26 protein-coding genes are annotated in these 23502 nt (G+C 49.0%); 17 read left to right on the top strand and 9 right to left on the bottom strand.

What is annotated here, in order from left to right; genetic code table 11:
* Positions 1 to 83: 83 nt before the first annotated feature.
* A complete protein-coding gene (locus tag NSS79_RS19485) occupies positions 84 to 440 on the top strand; it encodes a hypothetical protein (protein ID WP_342435776.1) in 357 nt (118 codons plus the stop codon).
* A gap of 36 nt (positions 441 to 476) precedes the next feature.
* On the opposite strand, the gene NSS79_RS19480 is transcribed toward NSS79_RS19485, so the two are convergent.
* A complete protein-coding gene (locus NSS79_RS19480; protein WP_342435775.1) occupies positions 477 to 2570 on the bottom strand; it encodes an ABC transporter ATP-binding protein in 2094 nt (697 codons plus the stop codon).
* A gap of 54 nt (positions 2571 to 2624) precedes the next feature.
* The gene (locus tag NSS79_RS19475) at positions 2625 to 4373 is read right to left on the bottom strand and encodes an ABC transporter transmembrane domain-containing protein (protein WP_342435774.1); all 1749 of its coding nucleotides are present in this window, start codon (positions 4371 to 4373) and stop codon (positions 2625 to 2627) included.
* 513 nt (positions 4374 to 4886) lie between these two features.
* Between NSS79_RS19475 and NSS79_RS19470 the strand changes: the two genes are divergently transcribed.
* Complete coding sequence (locus tag NSS79_RS19470; protein WP_342435773.1) at positions 4887 to 5204, top strand: hypothetical protein; 318 nt, start codon at positions 4887 to 4889, stop codon at positions 5202 to 5204.
* Positions 5205 to 5343: 139 nt separating this feature from the next.
* Here the strand turns inward: NSS79_RS19470 and NSS79_RS19465 are convergent, their stop codons facing one another.
* Positions 5344 to 5859, bottom strand: coding sequence for an ADP-heptose synthase (locus tag NSS79_RS19465; protein WP_076109478.1), 516 nt, complete (start codon positions 5857 to 5859; stop codon positions 5344 to 5346).
* Positions 5860 to 5983: 124 nt separating this feature from the next.
* Between NSS79_RS19465 and NSS79_RS19460 the strand changes: the two genes are divergently transcribed.
* The 3 genes from NSS79_RS19460 to NSS79_RS19450 all read left to right on the top strand — a co-directional run bounded on the left by NSS79_RS19460 (position 5984) and on the right by NSS79_RS19450 (position 8861).
* On the top strand, positions 5984 to 7732 hold the full coding sequence (locus NSS79_RS19460; protein ID WP_342435772.1) for an ABC transporter ATP-binding protein: 1749 nt from the start codon (positions 5984 to 5986) through the stop codon (positions 7730 to 7732).
* Positions 7733 to 7875: 143 nt separating this feature from the next.
* Complete coding sequence (locus NSS79_RS19455) at positions 7876 to 8295, top strand: MerR family transcriptional regulator (protein WP_342435771.1); 420 nt, start codon at positions 7876 to 7878, stop codon at positions 8293 to 8295.
* Positions 8292 to 8861, top strand: a complete 570-nt coding sequence (locus tag NSS79_RS19450; RefSeq protein WP_342435770.1) for a hypothetical protein — start codon at positions 8292 to 8294, stop codon at positions 8859 to 8861. The genes NSS79_RS19455 and NSS79_RS19450 overlap by 4 nt, the downstream gene beginning before the upstream one ends.
* A gap of 87 nt (positions 8862 to 8948) precedes the next feature.
* Here the strand turns inward: NSS79_RS19450 and NSS79_RS19445 are convergent, their stop codons facing one another.
* The gene (locus NSS79_RS19445; RefSeq protein WP_038593073.1) at positions 8949 to 9392 is read right to left on the bottom strand and encodes a DUF441 domain-containing protein; all 444 of its coding nucleotides are present in this window, start codon (positions 9390 to 9392) and stop codon (positions 8949 to 8951) included.
* A 21-nt stretch (positions 9393 to 9413) separates the two neighbouring features.
* Entirely contained in the window at positions 9414 to 10397 is a 984-nt protein-coding gene (locus tag NSS79_RS19440; RefSeq protein ID WP_342435769.1) for a YpdA family putative bacillithiol disulfide reductase, read from the bottom strand.
* Between the two features lie 193 nt (positions 10398 to 10590).
* Here NSS79_RS19440 and NSS79_RS19435 point away from each other — a divergent pair, with 193 nt between their 5' ends.
* The 3 genes from NSS79_RS19435 to NSS79_RS19425 all read left to right on the top strand — a co-directional run bounded on the left by NSS79_RS19435 (position 10591) and on the right by NSS79_RS19425 (position 12592).
* Complete coding sequence (locus tag NSS79_RS19435; protein WP_038593067.1) at positions 10591 to 11187, top strand: metalloregulator ArsR/SmtB family transcription factor; 597 nt, start codon at positions 10591 to 10593, stop codon at positions 11185 to 11187.
* Between the two features lie 121 nt (positions 11188 to 11308).
* Complete coding sequence (locus NSS79_RS19430; RefSeq protein WP_038593064.1) at positions 11309 to 11764, top strand: DUF3939 domain-containing protein; 456 nt, start codon at positions 11309 to 11311, stop codon at positions 11762 to 11764.
* Between the two features lie 156 nt (positions 11765 to 11920).
* Positions 11921 to 12592 (top strand): HAD family hydrolase, encoded by a 672-nt coding sequence (locus tag NSS79_RS19425; RefSeq protein WP_342435768.1) that lies wholly within the window; start codon positions 11921 to 11923, stop codon positions 12590 to 12592.
* 37 nt (positions 12593 to 12629) lie between these two features.
* Here the strand turns inward: NSS79_RS19425 and NSS79_RS19420 are convergent, their stop codons facing one another.
* Positions 12630 to 12884, bottom strand: a complete 255-nt coding sequence (locus NSS79_RS19420; RefSeq protein ID WP_342435767.1) for a hypothetical protein — start codon at positions 12882 to 12884, stop codon at positions 12630 to 12632.
* A gap of 245 nt (positions 12885 to 13129) precedes the next feature.
* Here NSS79_RS19420 and rsgA point away from each other — a divergent pair, with 245 nt between their 5' ends.
* Entirely contained in the window at positions 13130 to 14221 is a 1092-nt protein-coding gene (gene rsgA / locus NSS79_RS19415) for a ribosome small subunit-dependent GTPase A (RefSeq protein ID WP_038593058.1), read from the top strand.
* Between the two features lie 215 nt (positions 14222 to 14436).
* On the opposite strand, the gene NSS79_RS19410 is transcribed toward rsgA, so the two are convergent.
* Complete coding sequence (locus NSS79_RS19410) at positions 14437 to 15063, bottom strand: FMN-dependent NADH-azoreductase (RefSeq protein ID WP_038593055.1); 627 nt, start codon at positions 15061 to 15063, stop codon at positions 14437 to 14439.
* Between the two features lie 329 nt (positions 15064 to 15392).
* Here NSS79_RS19410 and NSS79_RS19405 point away from each other — a divergent pair, with 329 nt between their 5' ends.
* Complete coding sequence (locus tag NSS79_RS19405) at positions 15393 to 15530, top strand: hypothetical protein (protein ID WP_179091687.1); 138 nt, start codon at positions 15393 to 15395, stop codon at positions 15528 to 15530.
* A 111-nt stretch (positions 15531 to 15641) separates the two neighbouring features.
* Here the strand turns inward: NSS79_RS19405 and NSS79_RS19400 are convergent, their stop codons facing one another.
* Entirely contained in the window at positions 15642 to 15881 is a 240-nt protein-coding gene (locus NSS79_RS19400; protein WP_038593052.1) for a hypothetical protein, read from the bottom strand.
* A gap of 172 nt (positions 15882 to 16053) precedes the next feature.
* Here NSS79_RS19400 and NSS79_RS19395 point away from each other — a divergent pair, with 172 nt between their 5' ends.
* Complete coding sequence (locus NSS79_RS19395; RefSeq protein WP_144024245.1) at positions 16054 to 16722, top strand: hypothetical protein; 669 nt, start codon at positions 16054 to 16056, stop codon at positions 16720 to 16722.
* Here the strand turns inward: NSS79_RS19395 and NSS79_RS19390 are convergent.
* The gene (locus NSS79_RS19390) at positions 16709 to 17158 is read right to left on the bottom strand and encodes a DUF3459 domain-containing protein (protein ID WP_342435765.1); all 450 of its coding nucleotides are present in this window, start codon (positions 17156 to 17158) and stop codon (positions 16709 to 16711) included. The two genes, NSS79_RS19395 and NSS79_RS19390, sit on opposite strands and share 14 nt — an antisense overlap.
* Positions 17159 to 17546: 388 nt before the next feature.
* Between NSS79_RS19390 and NSS79_RS19385 the strand changes: the two genes are divergently transcribed.
* From NSS79_RS19385 to NSS79_RS19360, 6 genes are all read left to right on the top strand, one after another.
* Entirely contained in the window at positions 17547 to 18554 is a 1008-nt protein-coding gene (locus tag NSS79_RS19385) for an ABC transporter substrate-binding protein (protein WP_038593046.1), read from the top strand.
* Positions 18555 to 18597: 43 nt separating this feature from the next.
* The gene (locus NSS79_RS19380; protein ID WP_342435764.1) at positions 18598 to 19377 is read left to right on the top strand and encodes an ABC transporter ATP-binding protein; all 780 of its coding nucleotides are present in this window, start codon (positions 18598 to 18600) and stop codon (positions 19375 to 19377) included.
* A complete protein-coding gene (locus NSS79_RS19375; protein WP_081965859.1) occupies positions 19374 to 20210 on the top strand; it encodes an ABC transporter permease in 837 nt (278 codons plus the stop codon). The genes NSS79_RS19380 and NSS79_RS19375 overlap by 4 nt, the downstream gene beginning before the upstream one ends.
* Positions 20211 to 20299: 89 nt before the next feature.
* On the top strand, positions 20300 to 21289 hold the full coding sequence (locus NSS79_RS19370; protein WP_038593041.1) for an aromatic acid exporter family protein: 990 nt from the start codon (positions 20300 to 20302) through the stop codon (positions 21287 to 21289).
* 217 nt (positions 21290 to 21506) lie between these two features.
* Positions 21507 to 22529, top strand: coding sequence for an HD-GYP domain-containing protein (locus NSS79_RS19365; RefSeq protein ID WP_038593039.1), 1023 nt, complete (start codon positions 21507 to 21509; stop codon positions 22527 to 22529).
* A 304-nt stretch (positions 22530 to 22833) separates the two neighbouring features.
* Positions 22834 to 23391, top strand: coding sequence for an outer spore coat protein CotE (locus NSS79_RS19360; RefSeq protein ID WP_038593037.1), 558 nt, complete (start codon positions 22834 to 22836; stop codon positions 23389 to 23391).
* Positions 23392 to 23502 lie beyond the last annotated feature (111 nt).

The raw sequence follows: 23502 nt of genomic DNA, 5'->3' as shown, positions 1-23502 counted from the left end.
TGATAGACTGGAGAGTATCATTAAGTTAATATGACAATTGGTGGTAAAGGGAATTTTTCGTGTGAAGACTGGTGGTGTTTAAAATGATTCATTTCATAATGATAATTCAAATCGTAAGCTTCTTTTTTATTTATCAATCCGTTTCCCGCTATCACTTTAGTGTCAAAGAAATAACAATCTGGCTAATGATATTCATAAGCATTGGAGTTGTTTCTACATATTTTATCGGTGTATGGGGGGCCGTTGCCCTATTTTCCTGTTTTGTGGGCATGTCTTATTATAAAAATCAAAAAACGTTTACCTCTTTAGGTGTGTTATACGGGGCGTATGCCTTGGTCATGAATTCATTTTTAGGTTATCTCGCAGCAGATCCGATTACAAACTTACAGGAAGTATTACTATTAAGTAAATTAAAAAGAGACAGGCTCCTCAATACATGAGGAACTGTCTCTTTTTGGGAAGAAGCAGTCGAATCACTAGCCCTGCTTGAACGAAGGCTGCAGGACTGCGGCAGAGGCAGAAGAAGATGCGGAAGCCGAGCCGGACGCAGCTCCGTTTTCCGCACCGGCACCGAGTTGAAGCTGGTACATGCGGAAGTAGCGACCACCCAGCGCCATGAGCTCATCATGGCTGCCGCGCTCAACGATTTCACCGTGATGCAGGACAAGAATCTGATCCGCACTGCGGATCGTGGATAAGCGGTGAGCGATGATGAAGGTGGTGCGGCCTTTCTTCAGCACCTCCAGCGCTTCCTGAATGATGCTCTCTGTCTCCGTATCGATGTTGGAGGTCGCTTCATCCAGGATAAGAATGGCCGGATCAAAGGACAACGCCCGGGCAAATGAAATCAGCTGACGCTGGCCGGCCGAAAGCGTGCTGCCTTTCTCCACCACCGGTTCGTCGAAGCCCTTGGGCAGATGAGACAGCAGCTTATCCGCACCGACTTCCCGCAGTGCCCGTTCCACCCGCTCCCGTGTGATTCGCTCGTCTCCGAGACTGACATTGGAAGCGATGGTCCCTGTGAACAAGTAAGGATCCTGAAGCACAATACCCATATGGCTCCGCAGCCACTGCTTCGGCAGATCTTTAACTTCTTGACCATCAATGGTAATGCTTCCGCGCTGTGGATCATAGAAGCGGAACAGGAGATTGATGATCGAGCTTTTACCGGAGCCGGTATGTCCCACCAGAGCGACAGTTTCACCAGAGCGGGCCTCAAAGGAAATGTCGCGCAGGACGAAGTCTTTTTTGTAAGCAAAGGAAACGTCTTTAAACACCACATCTCCCTTGTAACGCGGCATGGAACCATCGGTCACCGGTTCGCCGGGTTCATCCATTAGTGTAAATACGCGACCGGCAGAAACCATCGAGGAATCCAGATTGGCCAGTTGGTTGACCATCCCGGTAATCGGCTGGAACATCCGTCCGAGCACGTCGACGAAGGCGTACAGCACACCCAGCGACACAAAGGTAGAGCCATCCAGGCTGCCGAATCCAAAGTACCATAATACCAGTACAAAGGAGAGGCTGCGCAGCGAGTTCACCAGGTTGTGGGAAGTGAAGGCATTCAGGTTAAGCATTTTATTCTGGTATTTCAGATAATCATCGTTCAGGCGCTCGAATTCTTCACTGCTCTGCTTCTGGCGGCGGAAAATGCGGATGATCGACATTCCTTGAATCGATTCATTGATGATGGCGTTGATCTCACTAAGCCGCGAGCGGATGATGGTATTGTATTTGGTGGCAACTTTGCGGTAGAGCACAATCCAGAGAATCACAATCGGGACAATGAACAGACTGACCAGTCCGAGGTGAATATCAAGCAGGAACAGGGCGACATAAACGCCGATGATATTGATAATCCCTGTGCTGAAGTTGGATAATACGGCGATGAACAGATCCTTGACCGCTTCCGTGTCGTTCGTAACCCGGGAGACGACCTTACCCGCCGGCAGATTGTCGAAGAAATAAACCGGCAGCCGCTGGATATGGGCGTACACATCGGTCCGCAGCTTGCGGATGACCTGATTGGCTGACGATTGCAGCCAGTAGGTTTTACCGAATTCCGCTATGATCGAGATGACCAGGAACATCGCGTACAGTCCTACCAGTTTATAAATGCCGGGGAATTCAGGTTTGTAAAAAGCGAATAATTCATTTGCCGAGAGCTTCTCGGCTGGATAGACACTCAGAGTGTCTCCGTATTGGATATGCATCTCTCCGTCACGGAAGGTCCGCTCGCCTTCCGGCTGCGCTACGGCTTCATTGATAAAGTAGAAGCTTTTTCCAACCTGTAGCAGGCGGATTTCCTGGCCTTTGGCTTCGCCATCGGCAAACCGGTCACCGCGTTTGTAGAAGGAATTATTATATTCAGCGGCATCCTTGGAAGAGTCCGTCTGGAAGTAGGGCTTCTCTATGGCCAGCAGATGATTGTCGATCATGCTCTTGGCGATAAAAGGCCCTGCCAGCTCGGCTGCCACTCCGATAGTAAGCAGCAGTAGTGCTGCGATAAATGTTTTTTTGGCAGTTAATGCGTACTGCAGCAGGCGTTTGCCCGTACTTTGTGTCAACGGTGACACCTCCTAAACGTTTTTAGGGAGCTTCAAAAAGCCTATGCTCATCATTTATTCATTCGTTAAATTGTTCTCCACCTGCTGGCGGTCGAACTGCTCACGATACCAGCCGTTCATGTTCAGCAGCTCCTGATGGGTACCCCGCTCTGCTATATGTCCGTTATCCAGCACAACGATCAGATCGGCATGCTCAATAGCAGAGAGACGGTGAGTGGAGATCAGCGTGGTTTTGCCGGCACGCTCCGAGCGGATGTTCTCGATAATTTTGGCTTCTGTACGTGCGTCAACGGCAGAAAGCGCATCATCCAGGATCAGAATATCGGGATTTGCGATAAAGGCTCTGGAGATCGAAACGCGTTGTTTCTGGCCTCCGGAAAGAGAGACACCGCGTTCACCCACTAGGGTATCCAAGCCGTCAGACAAGGTGCCGAGGTCATTCTGAAAAGCCGCTGCCGTGATGGCTTCCATAATCCGTTCGTCGCTGGCGTTATTGTAGCCGAACTGGATGTTCTCACGAACCGATTTGGAGAACAGAATTTGCTCCTGCGGCACATAACCCATCCAGCCGTGCAGGCGGTCGAGGGCAATTTGCCCAATCGGCACACCGGAGATCAGGATGTCGCCTTTACCGGACGGATATTCATGAAGCAGCTGTTTCAGCAAGGTTGATTTGCCGCTGCCTGTGCGTCCAACTACCCCGAGCGTCTGTCCCTGGGAGAGGGAGAAGCTGACGCCGCTTAGATTGTCGATGGTCGAAGTGGGGTAACGGAACGTTACATCCTTTAGCTCAATACGGGTCGGGTGTTCAACCGGAACCGGATGAGCAATATCCTCAACATCAGGACGGGAATTCAGCGTCTCATCGATCCGTTCAAGGGATGCTCCGCCGCGCTGCATAATATTGATCAGCTCACCGATCGCGAACATCGGCCACACGATCATCCCCAGATACATATTGAAGGAAACCAAATCTCCAAGTGTAATTTGATTGCGGAATACAAGATAAATGCCGTAGGTAAGCGCGATAATATAGCTTAGTCCCACACAAAAGCGGATCGTTGGTTCAAAAAAGGCATCAACGCGGGCTACCGCCATATTTTTGCGGTATACATCCTCCGTAATGTCGGAGAATCGTTTCTCGTCCATACGTTCCTGTACGTAGGCCCGGATCACGCGAATACCGGATACGGATTCCAGTACCTGGTCATTCATATCTCCGAAGGCATCCTGTGCCAGACTGTACCGGTCATGAATGGCCTTGCCATAGTAAATCATGGCGATGGCGATCAGCGGAAGCGGCAGCACTGCCGCGAGTGTCAGCTTCCAGCTGACCAGAAAGCCCATGGCCAGCAGCACAACGGTAAGGTAAACCGTTGAATCCACCAGAGTCAGCATCCCGAAGCCTACGGTTGCCGATACGGCCCGGATATCATTGGTTGCCCGGGCCATGAGGTCACCGGTACGGTTGCGCTCGAAGAAGGAGGGCGTCATCGTCATAAGATGATTCATAAAGCGGGAGCGGAGCAGACGCTCCACAAGGTTGGAACCCCCGAACAGCTTATGCATCCATATGTAGGTGATCCAATAAATAATTAGAAGCATGAGGACGATCAGGCCAATATACTTCATGAGGGAACCGGAGGTTATCGAGCCGCGTACGATCTCGTCAATGGCATTGCCGAGCAGACGAGGAGGCAGCAGTTCAAGCACACCAACTACAATTAATAAAATCAGGCCTACGGTGTAGCGCCTTTTCTCCCGGCGGAAGAACCAACCGAGATTTCGGAGAACGGAGAACAAGGGAAATCCCTTCCTTTCGTATTAAATTGATTGCCGGCTGTTGGAATGGTGCAAATAGTGGTTCAGCTCTTAACAGCATACAAAAAGGCATATCATCCGAAAACGGATGATATGCCTGTGATATACAGCAGTTATCATGTCCACGGTGCTAAGACAGCACAGAGACATGGAAGAGACTTGCATAACCTGAAATCAAGATGTACGCGTTACATACATGATTCTTCAGGTGCTTTCCACTACTTGGGCTGCTTTGGTATTCAGTTGTGTACAGTTGCCGACAATAGTATAAAAATCAACTTTAACAAGGTTAAACACCGCGCTCACCCTTTCCTTAGTTTTGGTAATAACTTGAAGACGCTTCGTTATGTTCAGAGTTTATCATCCGCCGTTAAGAATTGTCAAATGTAATTTTGAACAAATTTCGAAATAGCAGTATGATAAAATACGTTGCGATAATTTGGAATGTGGACTTTTTTTCAGTATGATAAGAAGAAACGGGAGGAGCTAAAAGACATGAAGATGGTAATCAGCCCAGAAGCCGCCGCCTGGTTTAAGCGGGAATTAGATCTGCAGACAGGGGCGCATATCCGGTTATTTCCCCGTTACAGTTCAGGAGGAGGACTGCATCCCGGGTTTTCACTGGGGATCGCCACCGAACTGCCGGGACGTCCTGCTGTGCAGACTGAGCAGGGAGGCCTGATTTTTTATATGGAAGAGCAGGACTTGTGGTATATGGAGGGATACAGCCTATCCATTGTCTATGTGGAGGCTGAGGATGATATCGACTACCAGTATGAGTTACTGCCGGTGGCCGGTGGAGTGGAGCAGTAATTCTGCCCAGTGCAGACTGGGTATTATAGCACAGGTTACTATCTGAAAAAGCCCTTGCCAAAAGGCCGGGGCTTTTTCAGATAGAGGATTTACGGATACAAGAATCTATAAGGTTGGGCCTATAAATCCTAAAACGTCATTAGTGCGAGCTGCGGAAGGTCTCTTCCTCCATAGCGAAATCAAAGTCATCAATGTCATACACCTGGACGGGGACTCCGCCTTCGATGATGCGCTGAATAAGCTCGAACTGGTCGGTCAGAATCGGTACTTTCTCACGCTGGGAAGAGAGCAGCAGCTCGGTTTCGATCGGATCAAACAGCTCTCCGTATGTAGCATTATCAATGCTGTTGATGATGGTGATCTGTGCCTGCCCTCCGAGCAGAATGCCGGAGCTCTTGGCCCATGGAACAGCCAGACAGCGGTTGATCTTCTTGGAATTGAGCGGTTCCTCGAAATAGGCGATCAGTTCACGGATCTTCAATTTAACGTGCTGATCATCATCCGCCCGGTTCATTAACGGCTCGTCACTGTCCCGCAGTTCATACAATTCCATGATGGTTGTATAGGGCACTATATATTCTACAGGGCTTTGCGGGATGAGAAGCTGGCCATAAATTGCCATCATGACCGCTTCTGTCACAAATTGTCTAGACATCGTTATCCTCCTGAAGTTCAGGTACTGCAATCGTACTTATGGACTTAAAAATATAAAAACACTGTGGAGCGCAAATGTCAACAGTACCCAGTCAACAAGGTGAATAGAAAGGGCGTAACCATCTGTGAAACAATGGAAATCTTATTTTGTTTTTGTCCGGCCTTATATGAAATGGATTGTGCTGACGCTGATTATCGGCATGATCAAATTTAGCATTCCGCTAACACTGCCGCTGATTCTGAAATATGTGGTGGATGATCTTCTGAGCAACTCCGTACTGACTGTCGCGGAACGTGTCTCGAAACTGATGTATGTCCTCGGAGGCGCATTATTCCTGTTTGTCATTGTCAGAGGTCCCGTTGAGTATTTCCGGCAGTATTTTGCCCAGCTGATCACAAGCAAAGTGCTGTTCGACATGCGCAACAAGCTGTACAGCCACTTGCAGCGCCTGTCACTGCGTTACTATCAGAATACCAAGGTAGGCGAGGCCATATCCAGATTCATCAATGATGTGGAGCAGTCAAAGAATCTCGTGGAAGTCGGGATGATGAACGTCTGGCTGGATATGTTCACGCTCGTCTTTGCACTAGGTTTCATGTTCTACCTCAATCCGGTGCTGGCGCTCGTATCCATAGCCATCCTGCCGCTGTATGGCATTGCCGTGAACACACTTTATAAGCGGCTCAAGCTGCTGACCAAGGACCGTTCCCAGGCGCTTGCAGCGATTCAAGGTTATTTGCATGAGCGGATTCAGGGCATTGCGATTATCCGCAGCTTTACGATGGAGCGGGTCGACCAGAAGCAATTTGAGGCTATCAACGGCAAGTTTCTGGAAAAGGCGATGGCCCAAACGCGCTGGAACGCCGTTACTTTTGCTATTATCAATACCTTAACGGACATCGCCCCGCTGCTTGTGATCGGTTATGGGGGATATCAGGTGATACACGGCAATCTGACGCTGGGCACCTTTGTTGCCTTCTTCGGTTACCTGGACCGGATGTATGCCCCGCTGCGGCGGCTAATCAATTCCTCTACCGTGTTGACTCAGGCCTCCGCATCGCTGGAGCGGGTTATGGAGCTATTGGACGAACCTTACGATATCATCGATCAGCCTGGAGCAAAGCCGCTGAACAATCCGACAGGAGATATAGAGTTCGATCAGGTATGGTTCAAATATGGCGATGAGAACGAATATGTGCTGAAGGATATTAATCTGCGGATAAATCCCGGACAGACGGTGGCCTTTGTTGGGATGAGCGGCGGGGGGAAGTCCTCCCTAATCAGTCTGATCCCGCGGTTCTATGATATCAGTGAAGGCAATCTGCGAATGGACGGGCATGATATCCGGGGGCTGACACAGGAGAGTCTGCGGCGGACTGTCGGCATGGTACTGCAGGATAATTTCCTGTTCAGCGGTTCGGTGCGCGAGAATATTCTCTTCGGCAATCCGGCAGCTGGTGAGGCGGAAATTGTCTCCGCAGCACAGGCGGCTAACGCGCATGATTTCATCATGCAGCTTCCTGATGGCTATGATACTGAGGTAGGAGAGCGGGGGGTGAAGCTGTCGGGAGGCCAGAAACAGCGCGTGGCGATTGCGCGGGTATTTCTCAAGGACCCAAAGGTGCTTATTCTTGACGAGGCTACCTCGGCACTGGACCTGGAATCGGAGCATCTGATCCAGCAGGCGCTCCAGTCGCTTTCATCCGAGCGTACAACGCTGATTGTCGCCCACAGACTGTCCACGATTACCCATGCAGACCAGATTGTTGTGCTGGAGAATGGAGAGATCACCGAGCGTGGGACCCACGAAGGGCTTATGGCGCTTGACGGAAGTTACGCCCGGCTGTTCAATGTGCAGCGGCTGGATGCATGAATAGAGTTCACTGCTATGCGGTTCCTTCGGGAACCGCTTTTTCTTTGCATTTAAGTATAAGTTACAGTATACTGTAACCATAACAGTTGAGTGTAACTAATGTCGGAAGTTTAAATCATTTTTGCGAAGTGGAGGATGGTTGGATGAATACCTATACCGGCAAACAGCTTGCCGATCTTCTTCAGAGAGAAGAGCCGGATATGAATCTAAGAACGATACGGTACTATACGCAAATCGGGCTTCTGCCACCGCTGGAATTATCCGGCAACAAACGGGTCTATACGAACCGGCATCTGGAATATTTGCGGGCGATCCTCACCTTGTCCAAAAGCGGGGAGAGTCTGGCAGATATTCAAGAGAAGCTTGCGGGATTGCCAGCGGAGGAAGTGGCTAAGATTGGCGATCGTCTGCGTTTCTACCAAACGGAGCATATTTTCCGCAATGAGACCCTAGTCATTAATGAAGATGTGATGCTTACGGTTAGTCCGCGCATATCTGCAGAACTAAAGTCCGAGCTGGTTGAAACGGTGAACCGGCTGCTGAAGGGAGGCAACACCCCATGACTGGAGCGGCAATCACGATCGAGGTGCGTCTTGCAAAGTCTGTGCTGGAGAATGAAGAGGGAATGAATCACCTCTGGGTCCATTTGGAGCCACTTGGCGGGGGGAAGCAAGCGGTACTTGAACTGCAGCTTCCATCAGGGATCCATTGGGACGGGAAAGCAAAGGGCTATCCACAGGATACCAGTGGCAGAGTCATTATTGAGCAGCCCGAAATACCAAATGACCTTTTATTAGGGATCTATACAATCCAGCCTATGGATTGCGGCTTAGTCAGCTTGAGCATTCATGTGTCATTCACAGATCACAGTGGCATGGAGAACTGTAAAACAGTGCTCGTGCCGCTTCGCATTGTTGATGCAGAAAGTGTGGATGAGGAAACGGTAGAAATAGACGAGGAGGTCGTCAGAAGAGTCAAAGAACAGGCCCTAACTGAGCCAACGAGCACTCATCCGGACGGCAGCGACAGCGGAATGGTCGATTGCTCACTTCCCAAGCTCATTCGTTATGACCCCCATTACCGCTCAGAACTCGAGGAGAAATACCGGGTTGAGGGAACGGGTTTATAAGCTTCATCGGCATCGCGACATACCAAATAGGCAGGCCACTCCGCTCACAGTGAGCAGAGTGGCCTGCCTGTCTCCATCTTTAAACCATTATCCACGTCCAATCAGCAGGGAGAGGATACCTGCCGCGATCAGCGGACCTACGGGTACGCCTTTGAAGAAAGCGACACCGATAACCGTGCCGATCAGCAGGCCGGCAACGATCGTAGGCTGGCTGCCCATAAGCACTGCTCCACGCCCACCCAAATAGGCAACAAGGATACCGATCCCAATGGCAAGCAGCGATTTCCAGTGGTAAAAGGAATGCCAGATCATTTGCAGCGATATTTTACCGCTCGCCAGCGGAGTCATCACGCCGATGGTAAGGATGATGATCCCGACAGTCAGGCCATACTTTTCGAGCCACGGAAAAGCCTGCTGCAGTCCAAGCACCCTCAGCAGCAGCAGCACAACCATTGCGATCGTTACCGGCGTATTGCTGCTGATAATGCCGAGGGCTGCGAGGCCCAGCAGGAGGAGCGAGGTGATATCCATCGTAACGAAACACTCCTTATCCTAAGTAAGCCGTTTTGAAATGATGTGATCTGCAATCAGCTTCCCGTGGCCCCGTCCGGTTTCGATGAATACCTCATTGGCATTGCGTCCGGAGGCGATAACACCGGCTACATAAAGTCCCGGGATGTTAGTTTCCATCGTGGACGGGTTATAGGCAGGTTTATCCTGTTCGTCGTCCATTATTGCCCCTGCGGAAGACAGAAGTGTTCTGCTGGGGCGGAAGCCGGTTAAGGCGAGTACAAAATCATTGTCGAGTTCAAGCGTCTCACCGTTTGATTTGGTAACAATGACTGAACCGGGTGTAATTTCGGTTACCCGTGATTCCAGATGGAGCGTTATCTTTTCTTTAGCTACCATGCTTTCAAAGATAGGCCGTACCCACGGTTTGATGTTCTGCGAAATGCTGGCTCCCCGGTAGACCATATCTACGGAAGCTCCCACCCGCATTAACTCAAGTGCCGCATCCACAGCAGAATTGCTGCCGCCGATGACAGTAACCTTCATCCCCATATAGGGATGGGCTTCACCGAAATAGTGCGTGACCTTAGGGAGCTCCTCCCCGGGGATGCCGATCATATTGGGCTGGTCGAAGTAACCGGTGGAGATAACCACATTTGAGGCTGTATGGGTTAGCTGTTCCCCCCGTTTAGTGATCGTATGTACAGCGAAACTTCCGTCCTCCAGACGTTCGACTGAGAGCGCTTCTTCGTAAGCGGCAATATCGAGTCCATGCTGCTCGGCGGCGCGGCGGTAATAGACGAGTGCTTCATGGCGGTAAGGCTTGTCATTGGGTGAGGTAAAAGGCACATCGCCAATCTCCAATAAAGAGGTTGTGCTGAAGAACTGCATGCTGGTCGGATACAGATAAATGGAGTGGACAATAAAGTTTTTTTCAATAATCAGGCTGGACAGCCCTTGGCGCTGGCATTCCATTGCGGCCGAAAGCCCGCACGGACCTGCCCCGATAATAATGACGTCTTTCATATGGATGGTAACCTCCTGGTGTATACTTTCTTTTCTCTAAATCGTACCTTAAATTTAATGTTTTTGCTATCTGTGCAGCATATTCAGCTAATCGTTATTGCTCTGGAGATTGGATTATAGTATAATTAGATATATATCTAAACATAGTTTAATCGTAAAAATTGCTTGCAAATGTTATAGGAGAGTGACCCCGATGCAGCTGGAGAAAATTGTGAATTACCATAAAGCTTTATCCGACCCGACACGCCTGCGCATGCTGCTGCTGCTGTCCAAGGGGGAGGTGCACGGACAGGCGCTGGCGGAGAAACTTAATTTATCACAGCCTACCGTAACACATCATGCCGCCAAGCTCCGTGAGGCCGCAATGATCAAGGAGCGCAGAGACAAGAATACGGTTTACTTTTCGCTGAACCCCGAGTTTATCAAGGCTGGCTCAGAGGCATCGCTTAAATTTATTTTTGCCAAGGGGGCAGAAGATATGGACGAGTTATCTACAGAAAAGAGTCTGAAGGACTCAGTGCTGCGCAACTTTTTTGCCAAAGACGGCCGGCTGCGCCAGATTCCCGCACAATACAAGAAGAAGCTGATCGCACTGCAATATATGGTTGAGAAGCTTGAACCCGGTGTGGTGTATACGGAAAAAGAAATCAACGAGTTTATCAAACCATTCCATGAGGATTATGCCACGATCCGCCGGGAGTTCATCATGCACCAGTTTATGTACCGGGAAAATGACAAATACGAGCTTAACCCGCCGGAGATGTGGACTCACTGGGAAAATGTCAAATAATGATCTAATATATGGGGATTTTTTGTGACAATTGAAGGTTCGACTGATTAAATGTCCGAATAACGAATAAACTGGAATTGTAAGCGTTATCTGACATATACTTCGAAAGGAGACTTTCAGTATGATATTCAAACGCGCGAAAAAAAATACACCTCCCGTTCATCTCACTGTTACTTTGCCGCAGATCAAGCAAGCTGTTAGGCAATTTGAAGAAGATATGCCTGCTCCGATCAACCGTACCGCACTGATTCTGGAGGATAAGAGCATTGACCTTATCCGGCTCAAGAGATATTTGGGCGGAGTGCCTCATCAGAAGTTTTACATGTCGCGGGAAACGTTCGAAATTTTTGAGGAAGCTGACAAGATGGTGCCTTATTATATTGATATGGTTCAGTCGGCTGTGGATAATTATATCAACGACACCGGCAAGCTGCCGCTGCTTGAGGATACCTGGCTGCCGGAGGTTCATTACCGCCTGCTGCACACTGAACGTTATCTGAAAGAAACACCGCCATTTCCCCTGTACATCACGGAGGAAGAGATGATGCTGACCCATCGGCCGGAGCATTTTGAATGAATGAACGATTTACACTTAACACGAGGAAGACTGTTCAGTTGAGGGGCACTGAGGCGCCTGTCAGCAGAACGGTCTTTTCTTTGTTCATGCTGGCATAGTACAATGAATTTCTGGTAACACGTTCCGGAAGAATTCATAGATTAGGAGAATTATTGCATGAACAAAGTACAAGCACTTCTGTTTGATCTGGATAACACGCTCATGGACCGTGATTCAACCTTCCGCAGTTTCAGCGAACAATTTGTAAGTGATTTCCTCGGGCATTTGCAGCCGGAAGAAGCACGGCGGGTAGTTGAGGATATTATTGTGCGGGATGCCGACGGGTACCGGGACAAGGACGGTTTTTTTGCCGAGCTCAGCGAGGTGCTGCCATGGGAGAAGGCTGTGTCGGCTGCGGACATCCGGGCCTATTATGATGAGACCTACACCGGGCACGGAGCGCTTATGAAGTACGCCGAAGATATTTTGAACTACTGCCGGGAGCAGGGGTATATTCTTGGTCTGGTTACGAACGGCAAGAAACAGATCCAATATGGCAAAATCGATCTTCTTGGACTGCGCGGCTTCTTTAAGACGATAGTCATTTCCGGCGAAGCCGGAATCAGCAAGCCGGATCCGGCTATTTACCGTCTTGCACTGGAGCGTCTGGGCACAACAGCGGAACAGACGCTGTTCATCGGCGATCATCCAGTGAACGATATCTGGGGTGCAGGCAAGGCAGGTATGGAAACAATCTGGCTGAAGCGTAATCATGAATGGGATGACAAGCTGGATGTGCATCCATGGAAAACCATCCATGAGCTTGATGAGTTGAAGGGAATTCTTTAGCTTTGCTGTTGACAATATGCTGCCGGCAAGTTTATTATTACAGCATATTAGTTCGGAAGGAGACGATGTTATATGACAGTTTATATTGCAATTGCGCGATTGGTAACAACTGTTGTGGATACGTGTCTTCCGGGAACAGCAGCTGCAGTGTAAGTAACACGCAGCTTTGCGGGTAAGCTCTACGATGCCTTTTAGAGCCGCCGGGAACCGTATGTGTTCCGGCGGCTTTTTTGCGTGGATCGGTAAGTACGGATACGGTTATTGTATTCGTGCATACCGGATTCACGCTCAAAATGTGCTGGTTCTCCTCTTCGGAGGAGGAATAGCATGCTCTGATCTTGACTTCACAGAAATTGTCCCTTGCCATAGTGCAGGGGAGAGTTTCTGTGAAGTCCGCCGCCGGAATGAGGATTCCGGCGGCTTTTTGTGTTCCCGTAATACACGTTAGTCAGAAGAAACGAAGTGATTTATTTCCGCCGCCGGCTTCTTTCGAAGCCGGGCCGGGAGTGTACGAACTAAACAATCAGGAGGATTTAGATGACAATAGTACAATATGGCTGGAATGAAACCTGGATGAACAAGTGGAACGAACTGCATCAAAGTCTGGAAAACAAAACATTTGTACCCGGCAGAATTGTTGGCGATTTCGGCAGCAAGTACAGGGTTATGACGGAAACGGGAGAAACCTGGGGTGAGCTGGCAGGCAGGCTCAGACATACCTTAACCGATTCCGGGGATTATCCGGCAATCGGTGACTGGGTGTCGCTGGCGATGATGGATGGTGGAGAACATGCCGTTATTCATGGCGTGCTGCCCCGGCAAAGTGTGATTTCGCGGAAGGTGGCGGGAAATACAAATGAGGAACAGATTGTGGCCTCCAACGTAGACACTTTATTCCTTGTCAGTGCGTTAAATGATGATTTTAATGTCCGGCGGATGGAAAGATATCTGATCATGGCCTGGAACAGCGGGGCAAACCCGGTGATCCTGCTGACCAAAGCGGATTTGTGTGATGATGCAGAGAGCAAAATTGCAGAGATGGAGCGGGCAGCACCCGGAGTGGCCGTGTACGCAGTCAGCGCCTTGCTCGGAGACGGGCGGGATAAACTGCTGCCCTATATTGGCAGCGGTCAGACAGTGGCCCTGACCGGCTCCTCGGGCTGCGGGAAGTCAACGCTGGTTAACTGGCTTAGCGGAGCAACCCTGCAGCTCACCCAGGATGTCAGGGAAGGGGACAGCCGGGGGCGGCACACAACCACTCACCGGGAACTGTTCATCCTCCCGGACGGCGGTATCATTGTCGATACCCCGGGAATGCGCGAGCTGCAGCTGTGGGAGGATGAAGGCGGACTTGATCTCGCATTCGGGGATATCAGCAGTCTGGCAGCAGATTGCCGTTTTAGCGATTGCAGACATGAACGCGAAGAGGGCTGCGCAGTTCTTGCGGCAGTATCAAACGGTGCGCTGGAAGAGAAACGGCTGCTGAATTACCGCAAAACCCAGAAGGAGCTGCTATACCAGAGCAGCAAAGAGGTGAAGCAGAAGCGGAAAACAGCAGCCGCTGCGACCAAGGCAGCGCCTTCCCGTTCCAGAAATTCCGGCTGGCGCCGGGAGCTGGAGGAATATTGAGGAACAGTATAATTAAGCAACAGTAACCTGAACAAGAGGGTCCCTTGAAGCCTTAGAATGGCTGTAAGGAGACCCTCTTGTAACGCAAAGGCGCAGCTCCAGAGAAGCTGCGCCCTTGCTATATATAAATAAAAGTCCGGCTAATTGCAATGCATATACCTAATTAAAGTGCGGATGTCTATCTTTAGAACCGGACCTTTAATACTGGTGTGTTCTTAGAACGATGCAGCAGCAGTCTTGGCCAGTTGCAAACCGCTCGCGATGATTTCTGCGGATTGTGCAGGGTTCTGGTTGTGGCCTTCAATAATCACTTGAGTAGTATCTTTGAAGCCCCAGAAGTTCAGGTTGCCCATGATGAAGTTAACAGCCATTTCAGCGCTTGCTGCCGGTCCTTCGGAATAGATGCCGCCTCTGGCATTGAGTACAGCAGCTTTTTTGTCAGTCAGCAAGCCAACTGGACCTTCAGCAGTGTATTTGAATGTGGTGCCTGCCTGGTTCAGGTAGTCGATGTAAGTATGAAGTACAGCCGGAACAGTCATGTTCCAGAGCGGGAAAGCAAATACTACTTTGTCAGCGGCAAGGAACTGATTCAGGTATTTCTTAACCAGTGCAGCGCCGGCAGCTTCTTCAGGAGTAGCTTCGTAGCCTTGAGCAGCTTTATAAACACCGGTAATCAGTGTGTTGTCATAATATGGAAGTTGCTCTGCGAACAAATCCAGTTCAGTGATTTCGTCTTGCGGGTGGGACTCCTTGTAGCTTGCCAGGAATTCGTTGTAAAGCTGAACGCTTACGGATTGATCTGCAGGGCGGTTATTGGCTTTGATGAAAAGTACATTAGACATTATGATTTCTCCTTAGATATATATTTAATACTTACTATCAATAATATAGCATTTAATATTTAGTTTGTAAATAACAGTCGAAACAAATTTTTATTTGCTCGACAGCAAAGGCCTTTTCTTTGCAGGGCTACTACATCTCTTAATGGACGAATTGTTTTTTTGGCAGAACATCAATATGTAGTGAAACCGCTTTGACTCAGCTTTTTTTTCATTTTTGGGCAAAGTTTAAGGAATACAGGACCCGGTTATATAGGTGTTACAAGGATTAAAGGAAATGATTTCCTCACCTCAGGTTGGCAATACAACTTATTGAAGAAGGAGCGATTGACATGTCCATCGACCGTTTTATCATTAAAAAACTGGACAACTGTCACGAAGAGCAGACTCGTCGCAACTTAGTGAAGTTGTTCAAATTGCGGATTCAGAAGGCAGAAAAGGAAGAGAACAGAAATCACCGGATTAGTTGAAGATATGCCGCTGAAGTACAGATACCCGGCCAACATATAGAGCGAGCAGAGCACATCCCATGTTAATGAAGGGGTGTGCTTTTTTTCTGTACAAAAAAACAACCCCTCTAATTAATAGAGGGATAGCGCCAATGAATCATTTTCACTATAACTGTGCAATATAGCTTCAGAGCCTTTAATTTCGATACTAATCAGAGAATTTAAGCATTTCTGCAGAGCACTTTTGCCCTTCTGGATTTTTAGCTCCAGTGTGCTGTTCAGCAACCGGATAACCTTCTGGGTGGGCTGTTTGTTTTCTGTAGTGAAGTACACAGGTACAAGCTTGTTCTGAAATGTGATGAGCATTCTCATTTTGAAATCACCTCGCTACAAGTATTTCATGATATAGATCATACCCCTCGTTTCTTAATTTTACCTTAAAATTAGCTTATGATAACATAAAGATTACAAGTTTTATAGTTTGGGACTTTTTTTATTGCAGTGTGATTCCAATGTTAGCGGGATCCGGGAAGGATATATCAATGTGAATAAAAAGGATAAGGTATATTTAGCTAATTTTCTGTTCCCAGATAAGCCAGCGGGGAAGGAAATTTCGGATCTGATGCAAATGGCAGCATCCGCGGACCGAATATGCCGGTTAAAATACTGTGAAGGTGATCAAGTGCAGGATATCTGCCTGCAGGTACATAAGGATATAACATTGATCGCAGGCATTGAGCCCTCAGATTCCTTCGTCTATAGACTGAGCGATCCACAGAAGGTGCAGCGCGCTTGTTATTATCTGTTTAATTGCTTTGAGCCTGAAGAGTTTAGCGTAGAGGATGTACCGTGTCTGCATCTGTCCAGACGGAGATATGAGGAGCTAAAGGAAAGCGCCGCAACCTACAGCTTGTGTTTTTTGGCAGAATGTCTGACAGCGGAAACAGGGGATTTGCTGCAATCCGCACAGCTTGCGAAGGTCATGAAGAACAAAACGGCTGAAGGAGAGCTTAAGCTGTGTTCACGCAGTAAAGAGGAGTGTAAGCTTCAGCATGCCTTTTTTATTGAAGATACTTCCAGCGGCTGGCTGCTGCGTATGAGCTGCGAAGCCGCGGAGGACTGGATGGTTGCCATTCCGGTTACGAAAGCGCAGATATGCTCTGCTCTCTATGAGTGGGTACAGCAAACATCTCCAGTGTTTACTCCAGAATGATTGTGGAATAAGCAGGCAGTGTAAGCATGCTGCCCGCCAGACCCGCTTCTCCCCGGAGCGTCTTGAGTATAGAAGAATAAGTAACGGTGTTCGTGCCGGGATGTAGCGGAATGTTCTGTGTCCCGTCAGTTAAATTGTGAACCACCAATACCTGCTTTCCGGCAGTGATCCGTTCGAAGGCCATAATGCCACTGTTTCCGGAAGAATATTCGCGAATTCCACCGTCTCTCAGTGCAGGTACTTCATTGCGCAAGAAAATAAGCTGACGGTAATGCTCCAGCAGAGAACCTCTGTTCTGCAGCTGACTCTCCACATCAGCACCGGAATTAGCGGCGTTATTCTTCGCCTGCTCCCAAGTGGTCTGGCCATCTCCTTGACCATCGGCAGTCCATTTCATTGGCTCACGGAGGCCTTCATCGGGCTTCACTCCAAGCATTCCTATCTCTTCCCCATAATAAATAAACGTAAATAGCTTCATTAGTATGTTGATGTGATAAGCGCTTTATTGATATCTTAGTCGAATGCATGATTTTGGTAAAACGTTTGCACAAACGAAAAATTAACGAATTAAGCGATTTATGAAGATTTATAGTGATATATCATTGATTATTGTTTGTATTCTTCTGATATCTCGTGTTTATGCGGAAAATCGTACTTTCATTAAAATAATTTCATACAAGGAACCAAAATATTCGCCAGTTCTTTCACTTTGAAGTTCTATAATGAAGCGCAAACGATACTACACATACTCTTTAACCTTTTCGTAGGCATTCGCATATGCTGCAAGCAAGGGCAAAAGACCCGGGAAGAAAGGAGAATGAAGAATGAAAAACAAGAAAAAGCTGTCGCTGTCGCTCATGATTCTCGCCTTGTGTTTTTCAGTGCTCGCCGGCTGCGGCGGAGACTCGGCTGCGGTAAAAGTGAAGATCGGCGAAGTCACCCGATCCGTCTTTTATGCGCCCGAATATGTGGCATTATCCCAGAACTTCTTCAAGGAAGAAGGGCTGGATGTTGAGCTTCAGACCATACCCGGCGGTGACAAAACAATGACTGCACTGCTCTCAGGAGCCATTGACGTGGCGCTTGTTGGTCCAGAAACTTCAATTTACGTCTATCAGCAGGGAGCGGATGATCCCGTTATCACTTTTGCCCAGCTGACCCAGCGGGACGGTACATTCCTGTTCGCCCGCAAACCGGATGCGGACTTTAACTGGGATAAAGTAAAGGGGTCGACCTTCCTCGGACAAAGAAAAGGGGGAATGCCGCAAATGGCGGGTGCCTTTACTTTGTTTAACAAAGGGATTGATGCCGAAAAGGATCTCACGCTGATTCAAAATATCGACTTCGCCAATATTGCCGGTGCCTTCGCCTCCGGGACAGGTGATTATGTACAGCTGTTTGAGCCGCAGGCTTCCATTTTTGAGAGTGAAGACCGGGGCCAGGTGGTGGCATCCTTTGGGGTGGAGAGCGGTTATCTTCCTTATACGGCTTTTATGTCCAAGGGGAGTTATATCAAAAAAAATACTGATACTATGCAAAAATTTACCAATGCAATCCAGCGTGCACAGCTATGGGTGAAAGAGCATAGTCCGGAAGAGATTGCCGATGCGGTACTTCCGTATTTTGATAAAACGGAGCGTGAGATTGTGATCTCCGCGATCAAGCGCTATAAAGAGCAGGACACCTATGCCGTGGATCCGGTCGTGGACAACGAAGAGTGGAACAATCTGCTGGATGTGATGGATAATGCCGGAGAGCTGAAAGAGCGGGTTCCGGCGGAGAAAATTGTGAACAACAGCTTTGCGGAAAAAGCGAAAGACAACGTCAAGTAGGCGTTGTCTTCGTCAAATTGATTAAGGGTTAGGAGGGGCTGATATGCTGCCAGTAGTGCAATTGGAGGAAGTGACGCATGCCTATCTGGGTGACCGCGAGGCTTCTCTGGCCATTGAGGACCTCAGCCTCAGTGTTGAACAAGGGGAGTTCGTCAGTCTCGTCGGGCCTAGCGGCTGCGGCAAGACGACACTGCTGTCGATCATTGCCGGGCTGCTCAGTCCATCCCGCGGCAAAGTGTTCGTTAACGGACATAGTCTCAAGGGACCCTCCCCGGAGGTAGGGTATATGCTCCAGCAAGATTACCTTTTTCCATGGCGGACGATCCTGGACAACGCGCTACTTGGACTGGAGCTCACCGGAAATCTGAACGAAAACACACGTCAAAAGACGCTGGAGCTGCTGAAGGATATGGGGCTGGAGGGCAAGGAGCAAGCCTATCCGTCACAGCTGTCCGGCGGCATGCGCCAGCGTGTGGCACTGGTACGGACACTGGCCACCGACCCGGGGCTGCTGTTGCTGGATGAGCCGTTCTCTGCGCTTGATTATCAGATCAAGCTGCAGCTCGAGGATCTGGTATCGGAGACACTGCGCCGCCGCGGAACCACGGCGGTTCTGGTTACCCATGATCTGTCAGAGGCAATCGCCGTCAGCAGCAGGGTGATTCTGCTGCAGCGGAACCCGGGAAGAATACGTAAAATATTTACCGTTCCGGAGGAAATCCGCAATACACCCCCGCTGTATGCGAGGGACTTGCCCGGTTTCGCGGAGCTTTTTCATGGAGTCTGGAAGGAAATGGAGTTGGCTGGGAGGGAAGACGTGTGAAATCAAGTCAGCAAAGCGAAATAACCGCTTCCCGCGCACAATGGCTGGAGCAGAAGCATAGCGATTACAGGAAGAAAAAACGACGCTGGCAGAGCAGAGTCATGGCCGTGCGGGGCAGTCTGCTGCTGCTGTTTTTTCTGCTATGGGAAGCAGGAGCCCGGCTGGGTTGGATTGACGAACTGCTGTTCAGCTATCCGACGAAGGTCTTTCGTCAGATCTGGGAAGACATGATCAGCGGAAGCCTCTGGCCGCATTTGGGGATTACCGTAGGGGAGACCGTGGTTGGCTTTGTACTCGGAACGCTGCTTGGAACATTGCTGGCAGTGATCATCTGGTGGTCGCCTTTTTTATCAGCGGTGCTTGACCCGTACATGGTCGTGTTTAACAGTATGCCTAAGGTTGCGCTGGGGCCTATCTTTATCGTGATGTTCGGTGCCGGATTTACCGCAATCGTGATCACTACTTTATCCATCACTGTTCTCATTACGACACTTGTTGTGTATAACAGCTTTTGCAGCGTAGACCCGAATCTCGTGAAGGTGGTCAGGTCGTTTGGGGCGACCAGAGTACAGGAGTTCTTTAAGGTTATCCTGCCGGCATCCTTTCCTACGGTTGTTTCAACCTTGAAGGTAAACGTTGGCATGTCCTGGGTGGGTGTAATTGTCGGTGAATTTTTAGTCGCAAGGTCGGGGCTTGGATATCTGATCATATATGGTTTTCAGGTGTTCAATTTCACTCTTGTCATGTCCAGTCTGCTGATTATTGCAGCGGTGGCTACGGCGATGTACCAGATGGTCGTCTATGTGGAGAAGCTGTTGTTGTCGAGGCGGTGAGAAACATGTCATATTGTGTCTCCCCGGAAAATCTTGTACCATGTTTATATCTTTACCTGAACGATGAAACGCCAAGGAGAGGTATTTACATGGGATTTCGAATTATCAAAACAGCGGCGGCAACGCTGCTGTCCATTCTGCTGGCAGCAGCTATAGGTATACCCAACGCGCAAAGCGCGGGCCTGCTTGCGATCCTCGGAGTGGAAACTACGCGTAAAAGGAGTCTCCGAACGATAATGGCGCGTTTCTCAGCCTCGCTTGTGGGACTCTTTTTAGGCTGTATTCTGTTTTTCACCCTGGGCTTTCATTATTGGGTACTTGGCTTGTATGTGCTGTTCGGTTTTCCGCTGATCGTTAAATCGGGCTTTAAGGAGGGCATCGTTACCAGCTCGGTAATCGTGTTCCGCGTGTTCGGACAAGCTGAGCTGTCACTTCATGTTCTGCTGCAGCAGATTGAGCTGCTGGTAGTGGGTCTGGGATCGGCGGGTCTGGTCAATCTGATCTATATGCCGCAGACTGGCGGGGTAATTGCGGGTATCCGCAAGGAGGTCGACAAGTACTTTTCGATCATATTTGTACAAATGGCAAGGACGCTGCGGGACCCGGGTTATGTATGGGACGGTAAGGAGCTTATCGGCGCGAACGAGGCCGTGCAGCGGGGACTTACGGCTGCGTCCAGGGAAATGGAAAATCATGTGATTCATCCCGATGAGGCCTGGAATATTTATTTCTATATGCGAAAGGAGCAACTGGAGTCGATCCAGAATATGATGCAATTGCTCTCCCAGGTGTACCGTCAGCTGCCGCATGGAGATATGGTTGCCGAATTGTTCGATCAGCTTTCTAATGATGTACTGGCAGAGGAATACACCGGACGGACGGAGCGGCTGCTGGATGCGCTTGAGCAGGAGTTCGAGCGGATGGAGCTGCCGGAAACCCGTGAAGAGTTCGAGGTCCGTTCTGCGATTCTGCAGCTCTGCCGGGAGCTGGCACTTTATCTGAAAATTGCCAAACGCCATAAGGTTCCGGTTGAAGCCAAACCGTTGAAACGACCGGCCGCTTTCCGTGGCCCCTCGTAATCTATAATATGTAAATGTCAGTGAGGTATTAACATTGCTGCGTAAAATAACGATAAGATATGTAAGAACTAAAAGTGAGCTGGTAATTGTCCCGTCGTTCAGTTTTTGTTCAGGCAACAGGATTAATGTGTTATTCATTAGAAGATGGGGCAGTGAAAGTTCCAATTACTGCAGACGGTTCGCATAGGTGAATTTCTGCGCAGGTAGGTGAGGACTATTGAACAACAGCAATGAACAATATATCGGTAAACAGCTTGTTGAGAATCTCTTCAACCATAATGGCGTGTTTGTTCTGCCCGCACTGACTTTGTTAAGCAGTGATCATATCCGTCTGATCAGTCAGCACAAGATCTTTCTCGAGCCGCATGATGTGGTTCAAGTGGACAGTGCAGCTTTCTATCAGATTGCGGTTGACGAGTGTACGTCTGCGATGGAGAGTATCTTTGAGCAACTACGTTTTAACAAGAGCAAACGGCTGCCCATGATTGAGCTGCGCAATGAAGTCATTCCCTTTATCCAGCGGGTTAGTGAGAAAAACGATTTTTACGGAATATTGGCTGCGTTGCAGTCCAAGGATGATTATACATACAGACATAATGTTGCAGTCGGAATTTTGTCTACACTTCTGGGGAAGTGGCTCAAGCTGAAACCGGAAGAACTAAGTATGCTGACCATTGCCGCAACGCTTCATGATATCGGGAAAATTATGATACCTGCTGAAATTCTGTCCAAGCCCGGACCCCTGAATGAAGAAGAGCTTGCGATGATGAAAAAGCATACCACTATCGGATACGAGATGATCAGGGATACGGTCGGAACCAATCATATGCAGGCACTCGTTGCGCTGCAGCATCATGAACGCATGGATGGCAGCGGATACCCTTTTGGTGTTCTGGGCCACCGGATTACTGATTTCAGTAAAATAGTTGCTGTGGTGGATATTTTCCATGCGATGACTTCTGACCGCTACTACCGGAAGGCCTCGCCTTTATATGAGGTTTTGAGGCAGATGGAGGATAATGTCTACGGCAAGCTTGACCCTTATATTTGCAGTGTCTTTATCAATAAGCTGATGCAGTCAATGATAGGCAATGAAGTAGTGCTCTCGGATGGGCGGATAGGCAAAATCATCATGATTCTCGCGCATGATCCGCTGCGGCCATTGGTTAATATTGATGAGGATTTCATTGATCTCAGCAGGCACCGAGATTTGGGGATTATGCGGGTAATACCGTTATAACACCTCGTATGAAGACACCCGCAGGCGGTTGCTGCGGGTGTCTTTGCCTTTCTGGTAAGAAGAATAACGGGCTGTAATAGCAGGAGTGGAGTTACGACTTGACGGAAGGTCTACGGTTGCCTGTGGGCTGTCCGTTTTTTGCTATGTACTCATAACCAGGGGATTATTGCAATAAAATGAACTATGAATCTTATAACGGGGCGCATGGAGGGCTTACCCAAATTTATTTCTACTCTAACAATCAACAAATGCCCAGAACGTGCATACACTTGATAGTGAATGATTGTATGGAGGAGGTTTAAAGATGTCATTAAGTCATAAACGTCAAACAAGGGAGATCATTACGAAGGCAATTTGCGGCAAAGGTCGTAAGTTCTCTACCGCAACTCATACCGTGACTCCGCCACATCATCCGACAAGTATTCTGGGGGCTTGGATTATTAACCACCAGTACGAAGCGGTTGCCGCCGGAAACGGAATCGAAGTAATCGGTACTTACGATGTGAACATCTGGTATTCGTACGACAAAAACAAGCAGACCGAGGTAGCCAAGGAAACGGTCTCCTACGTGGAGCTCATTCCGCTGTCGTATCTGGATCCGAGACACCGTGCTTCCACGGTAGAGGTCTCTGCGGAGGCAACGCAGGAACCAAATTGTGTGGAAGCCGGTGTCTCTCCGGGCGGCGGCAGTGTGACGCTTCGCGTAGAGCGGGAATTCGAAGCGGAACTGGTGGCTGAGACCAAGGTTCGCGTGTTTGTCACTGATCAAACGGATGATCCGGAAGACAAGGATTACGATTTCGACGGTGAAAGCTTTGATTTCGATGATCTGGATCCTGACGCCCTGGATGATGAGCTGTAAGGAAGGAATGCGCCGCCGCCAACTGAATATCGGGTGGGTTATAATCCATTATATGTAGTGAGGGCGGCGGCGAGAGGGCGAATGCCCTCCTTTTTATTTTTTATTTATTTT

Origin of the sequence: Paenibacillus sp. FSL L8-0436 (assembly GCF_038593025.1) — a bacterium.
Taxonomy (GTDB): Bacteria; Bacillota; Bacilli; order Paenibacillales; family Paenibacillaceae; genus Paenibacillus_AQ.
This window is presented reverse-complemented; position numbering and strand designations above follow the sequence as displayed.

Coding starts and splice junctions, on each gene's coding strand:
- NSS79_RS19485 (WP_342435776.1), top strand. CDS start 84: ATGATTCATTTCATAATGATAATTCAAATCGTAAGCTTCTTTTTTATT.
- NSS79_RS19470 (WP_342435773.1), top strand. CDS start 4,887: ATGAAGATGGTAATCAGCCCAGAAGCCGCCGCCTGGTTTAAGCGGGAA.
- NSS79_RS19465 (WP_076109478.1), bottom strand. CDS start 5,859: ATGTCTAGACAATTTGTGACAGAAGCGGTCATGATGGCAATTTATGGC.
- NSS79_RS19455 (WP_342435771.1), top strand. CDS start 7,876: ATGAATACCTATACCGGCAAACAGCTTGCCGATCTTCTTCAGAGAGAA.
- NSS79_RS19450 (WP_342435770.1), top strand. CDS start 8,292: ATGACTGGAGCGGCAATCACGATCGAGGTGCGTCTTGCAAAGTCTGTG.
- NSS79_RS19445 (WP_038593073.1), bottom strand. CDS start 9,392: ATGGATATCACCTCGCTCCTCCTGCTGGGCCTCGCAGCCCTCGGCATT.
- NSS79_RS19440 (WP_342435769.1), bottom strand. CDS start 10,397: ATGAAAGACGTCATTATTATCGGGGCAGGTCCGTGCGGGCTTTCGGCC.
- NSS79_RS19435 (WP_038593067.1), top strand. CDS start 10,591: ATGCAGCTGGAGAAAATTGTGAATTACCATAAAGCTTTATCCGACCCG.
- NSS79_RS19430 (WP_038593064.1), top strand. CDS start 11,309: ATGATATTCAAACGCGCGAAAAAAAATACACCTCCCGTTCATCTCACT.
- NSS79_RS19425 (WP_342435768.1), top strand. CDS start 11,921: ATGAACAAAGTACAAGCACTTCTGTTTGATCTGGATAACACGCTCATG.
- rsgA (WP_038593058.1), top strand. CDS start 13,130: ATGACAATAGTACAATATGGCTGGAATGAAACCTGGATGAACAAGTGG.
- NSS79_RS19410 (WP_038593055.1), bottom strand. CDS start 15,063: ATGTCTAATGTACTTTTCATCAAAGCCAATAACCGCCCTGCAGATCAA.
- NSS79_RS19405 (WP_179091687.1), top strand. CDS start 15,393: ATGTCCATCGACCGTTTTATCATTAAAAAACTGGACAACTGTCACGAA.
- NSS79_RS19400 (WP_038593052.1), bottom strand. CDS start 15,881: ATGAGAATGCTCATCACATTTCAGAACAAGCTTGTACCTGTGTACTTC.
- NSS79_RS19390 (WP_342435765.1), bottom strand. CDS start 17,158: ATGCTTGGAGTGAAGCCCGATGAAGGCCTCCGTGAGCCAATGAAATGG.
- NSS79_RS19385 (WP_038593046.1), top strand. CDS start 17,547: ATGAAAAACAAGAAAAAGCTGTCGCTGTCGCTCATGATTCTCGCCTTG.
- NSS79_RS19380 (WP_342435764.1), top strand. CDS start 18,598: ATGCTGCCAGTAGTGCAATTGGAGGAAGTGACGCATGCCTATCTGGGT.
- NSS79_RS19370 (WP_038593041.1), top strand. CDS start 20,300: ATGGGATTTCGAATTATCAAAACAGCGGCGGCAACGCTGCTGTCCATT.
- NSS79_RS19360 (WP_038593037.1), top strand. CDS start 22,834: ATGTCATTAAGTCATAAACGTCAAACAAGGGAGATCATTACGAAGGCA.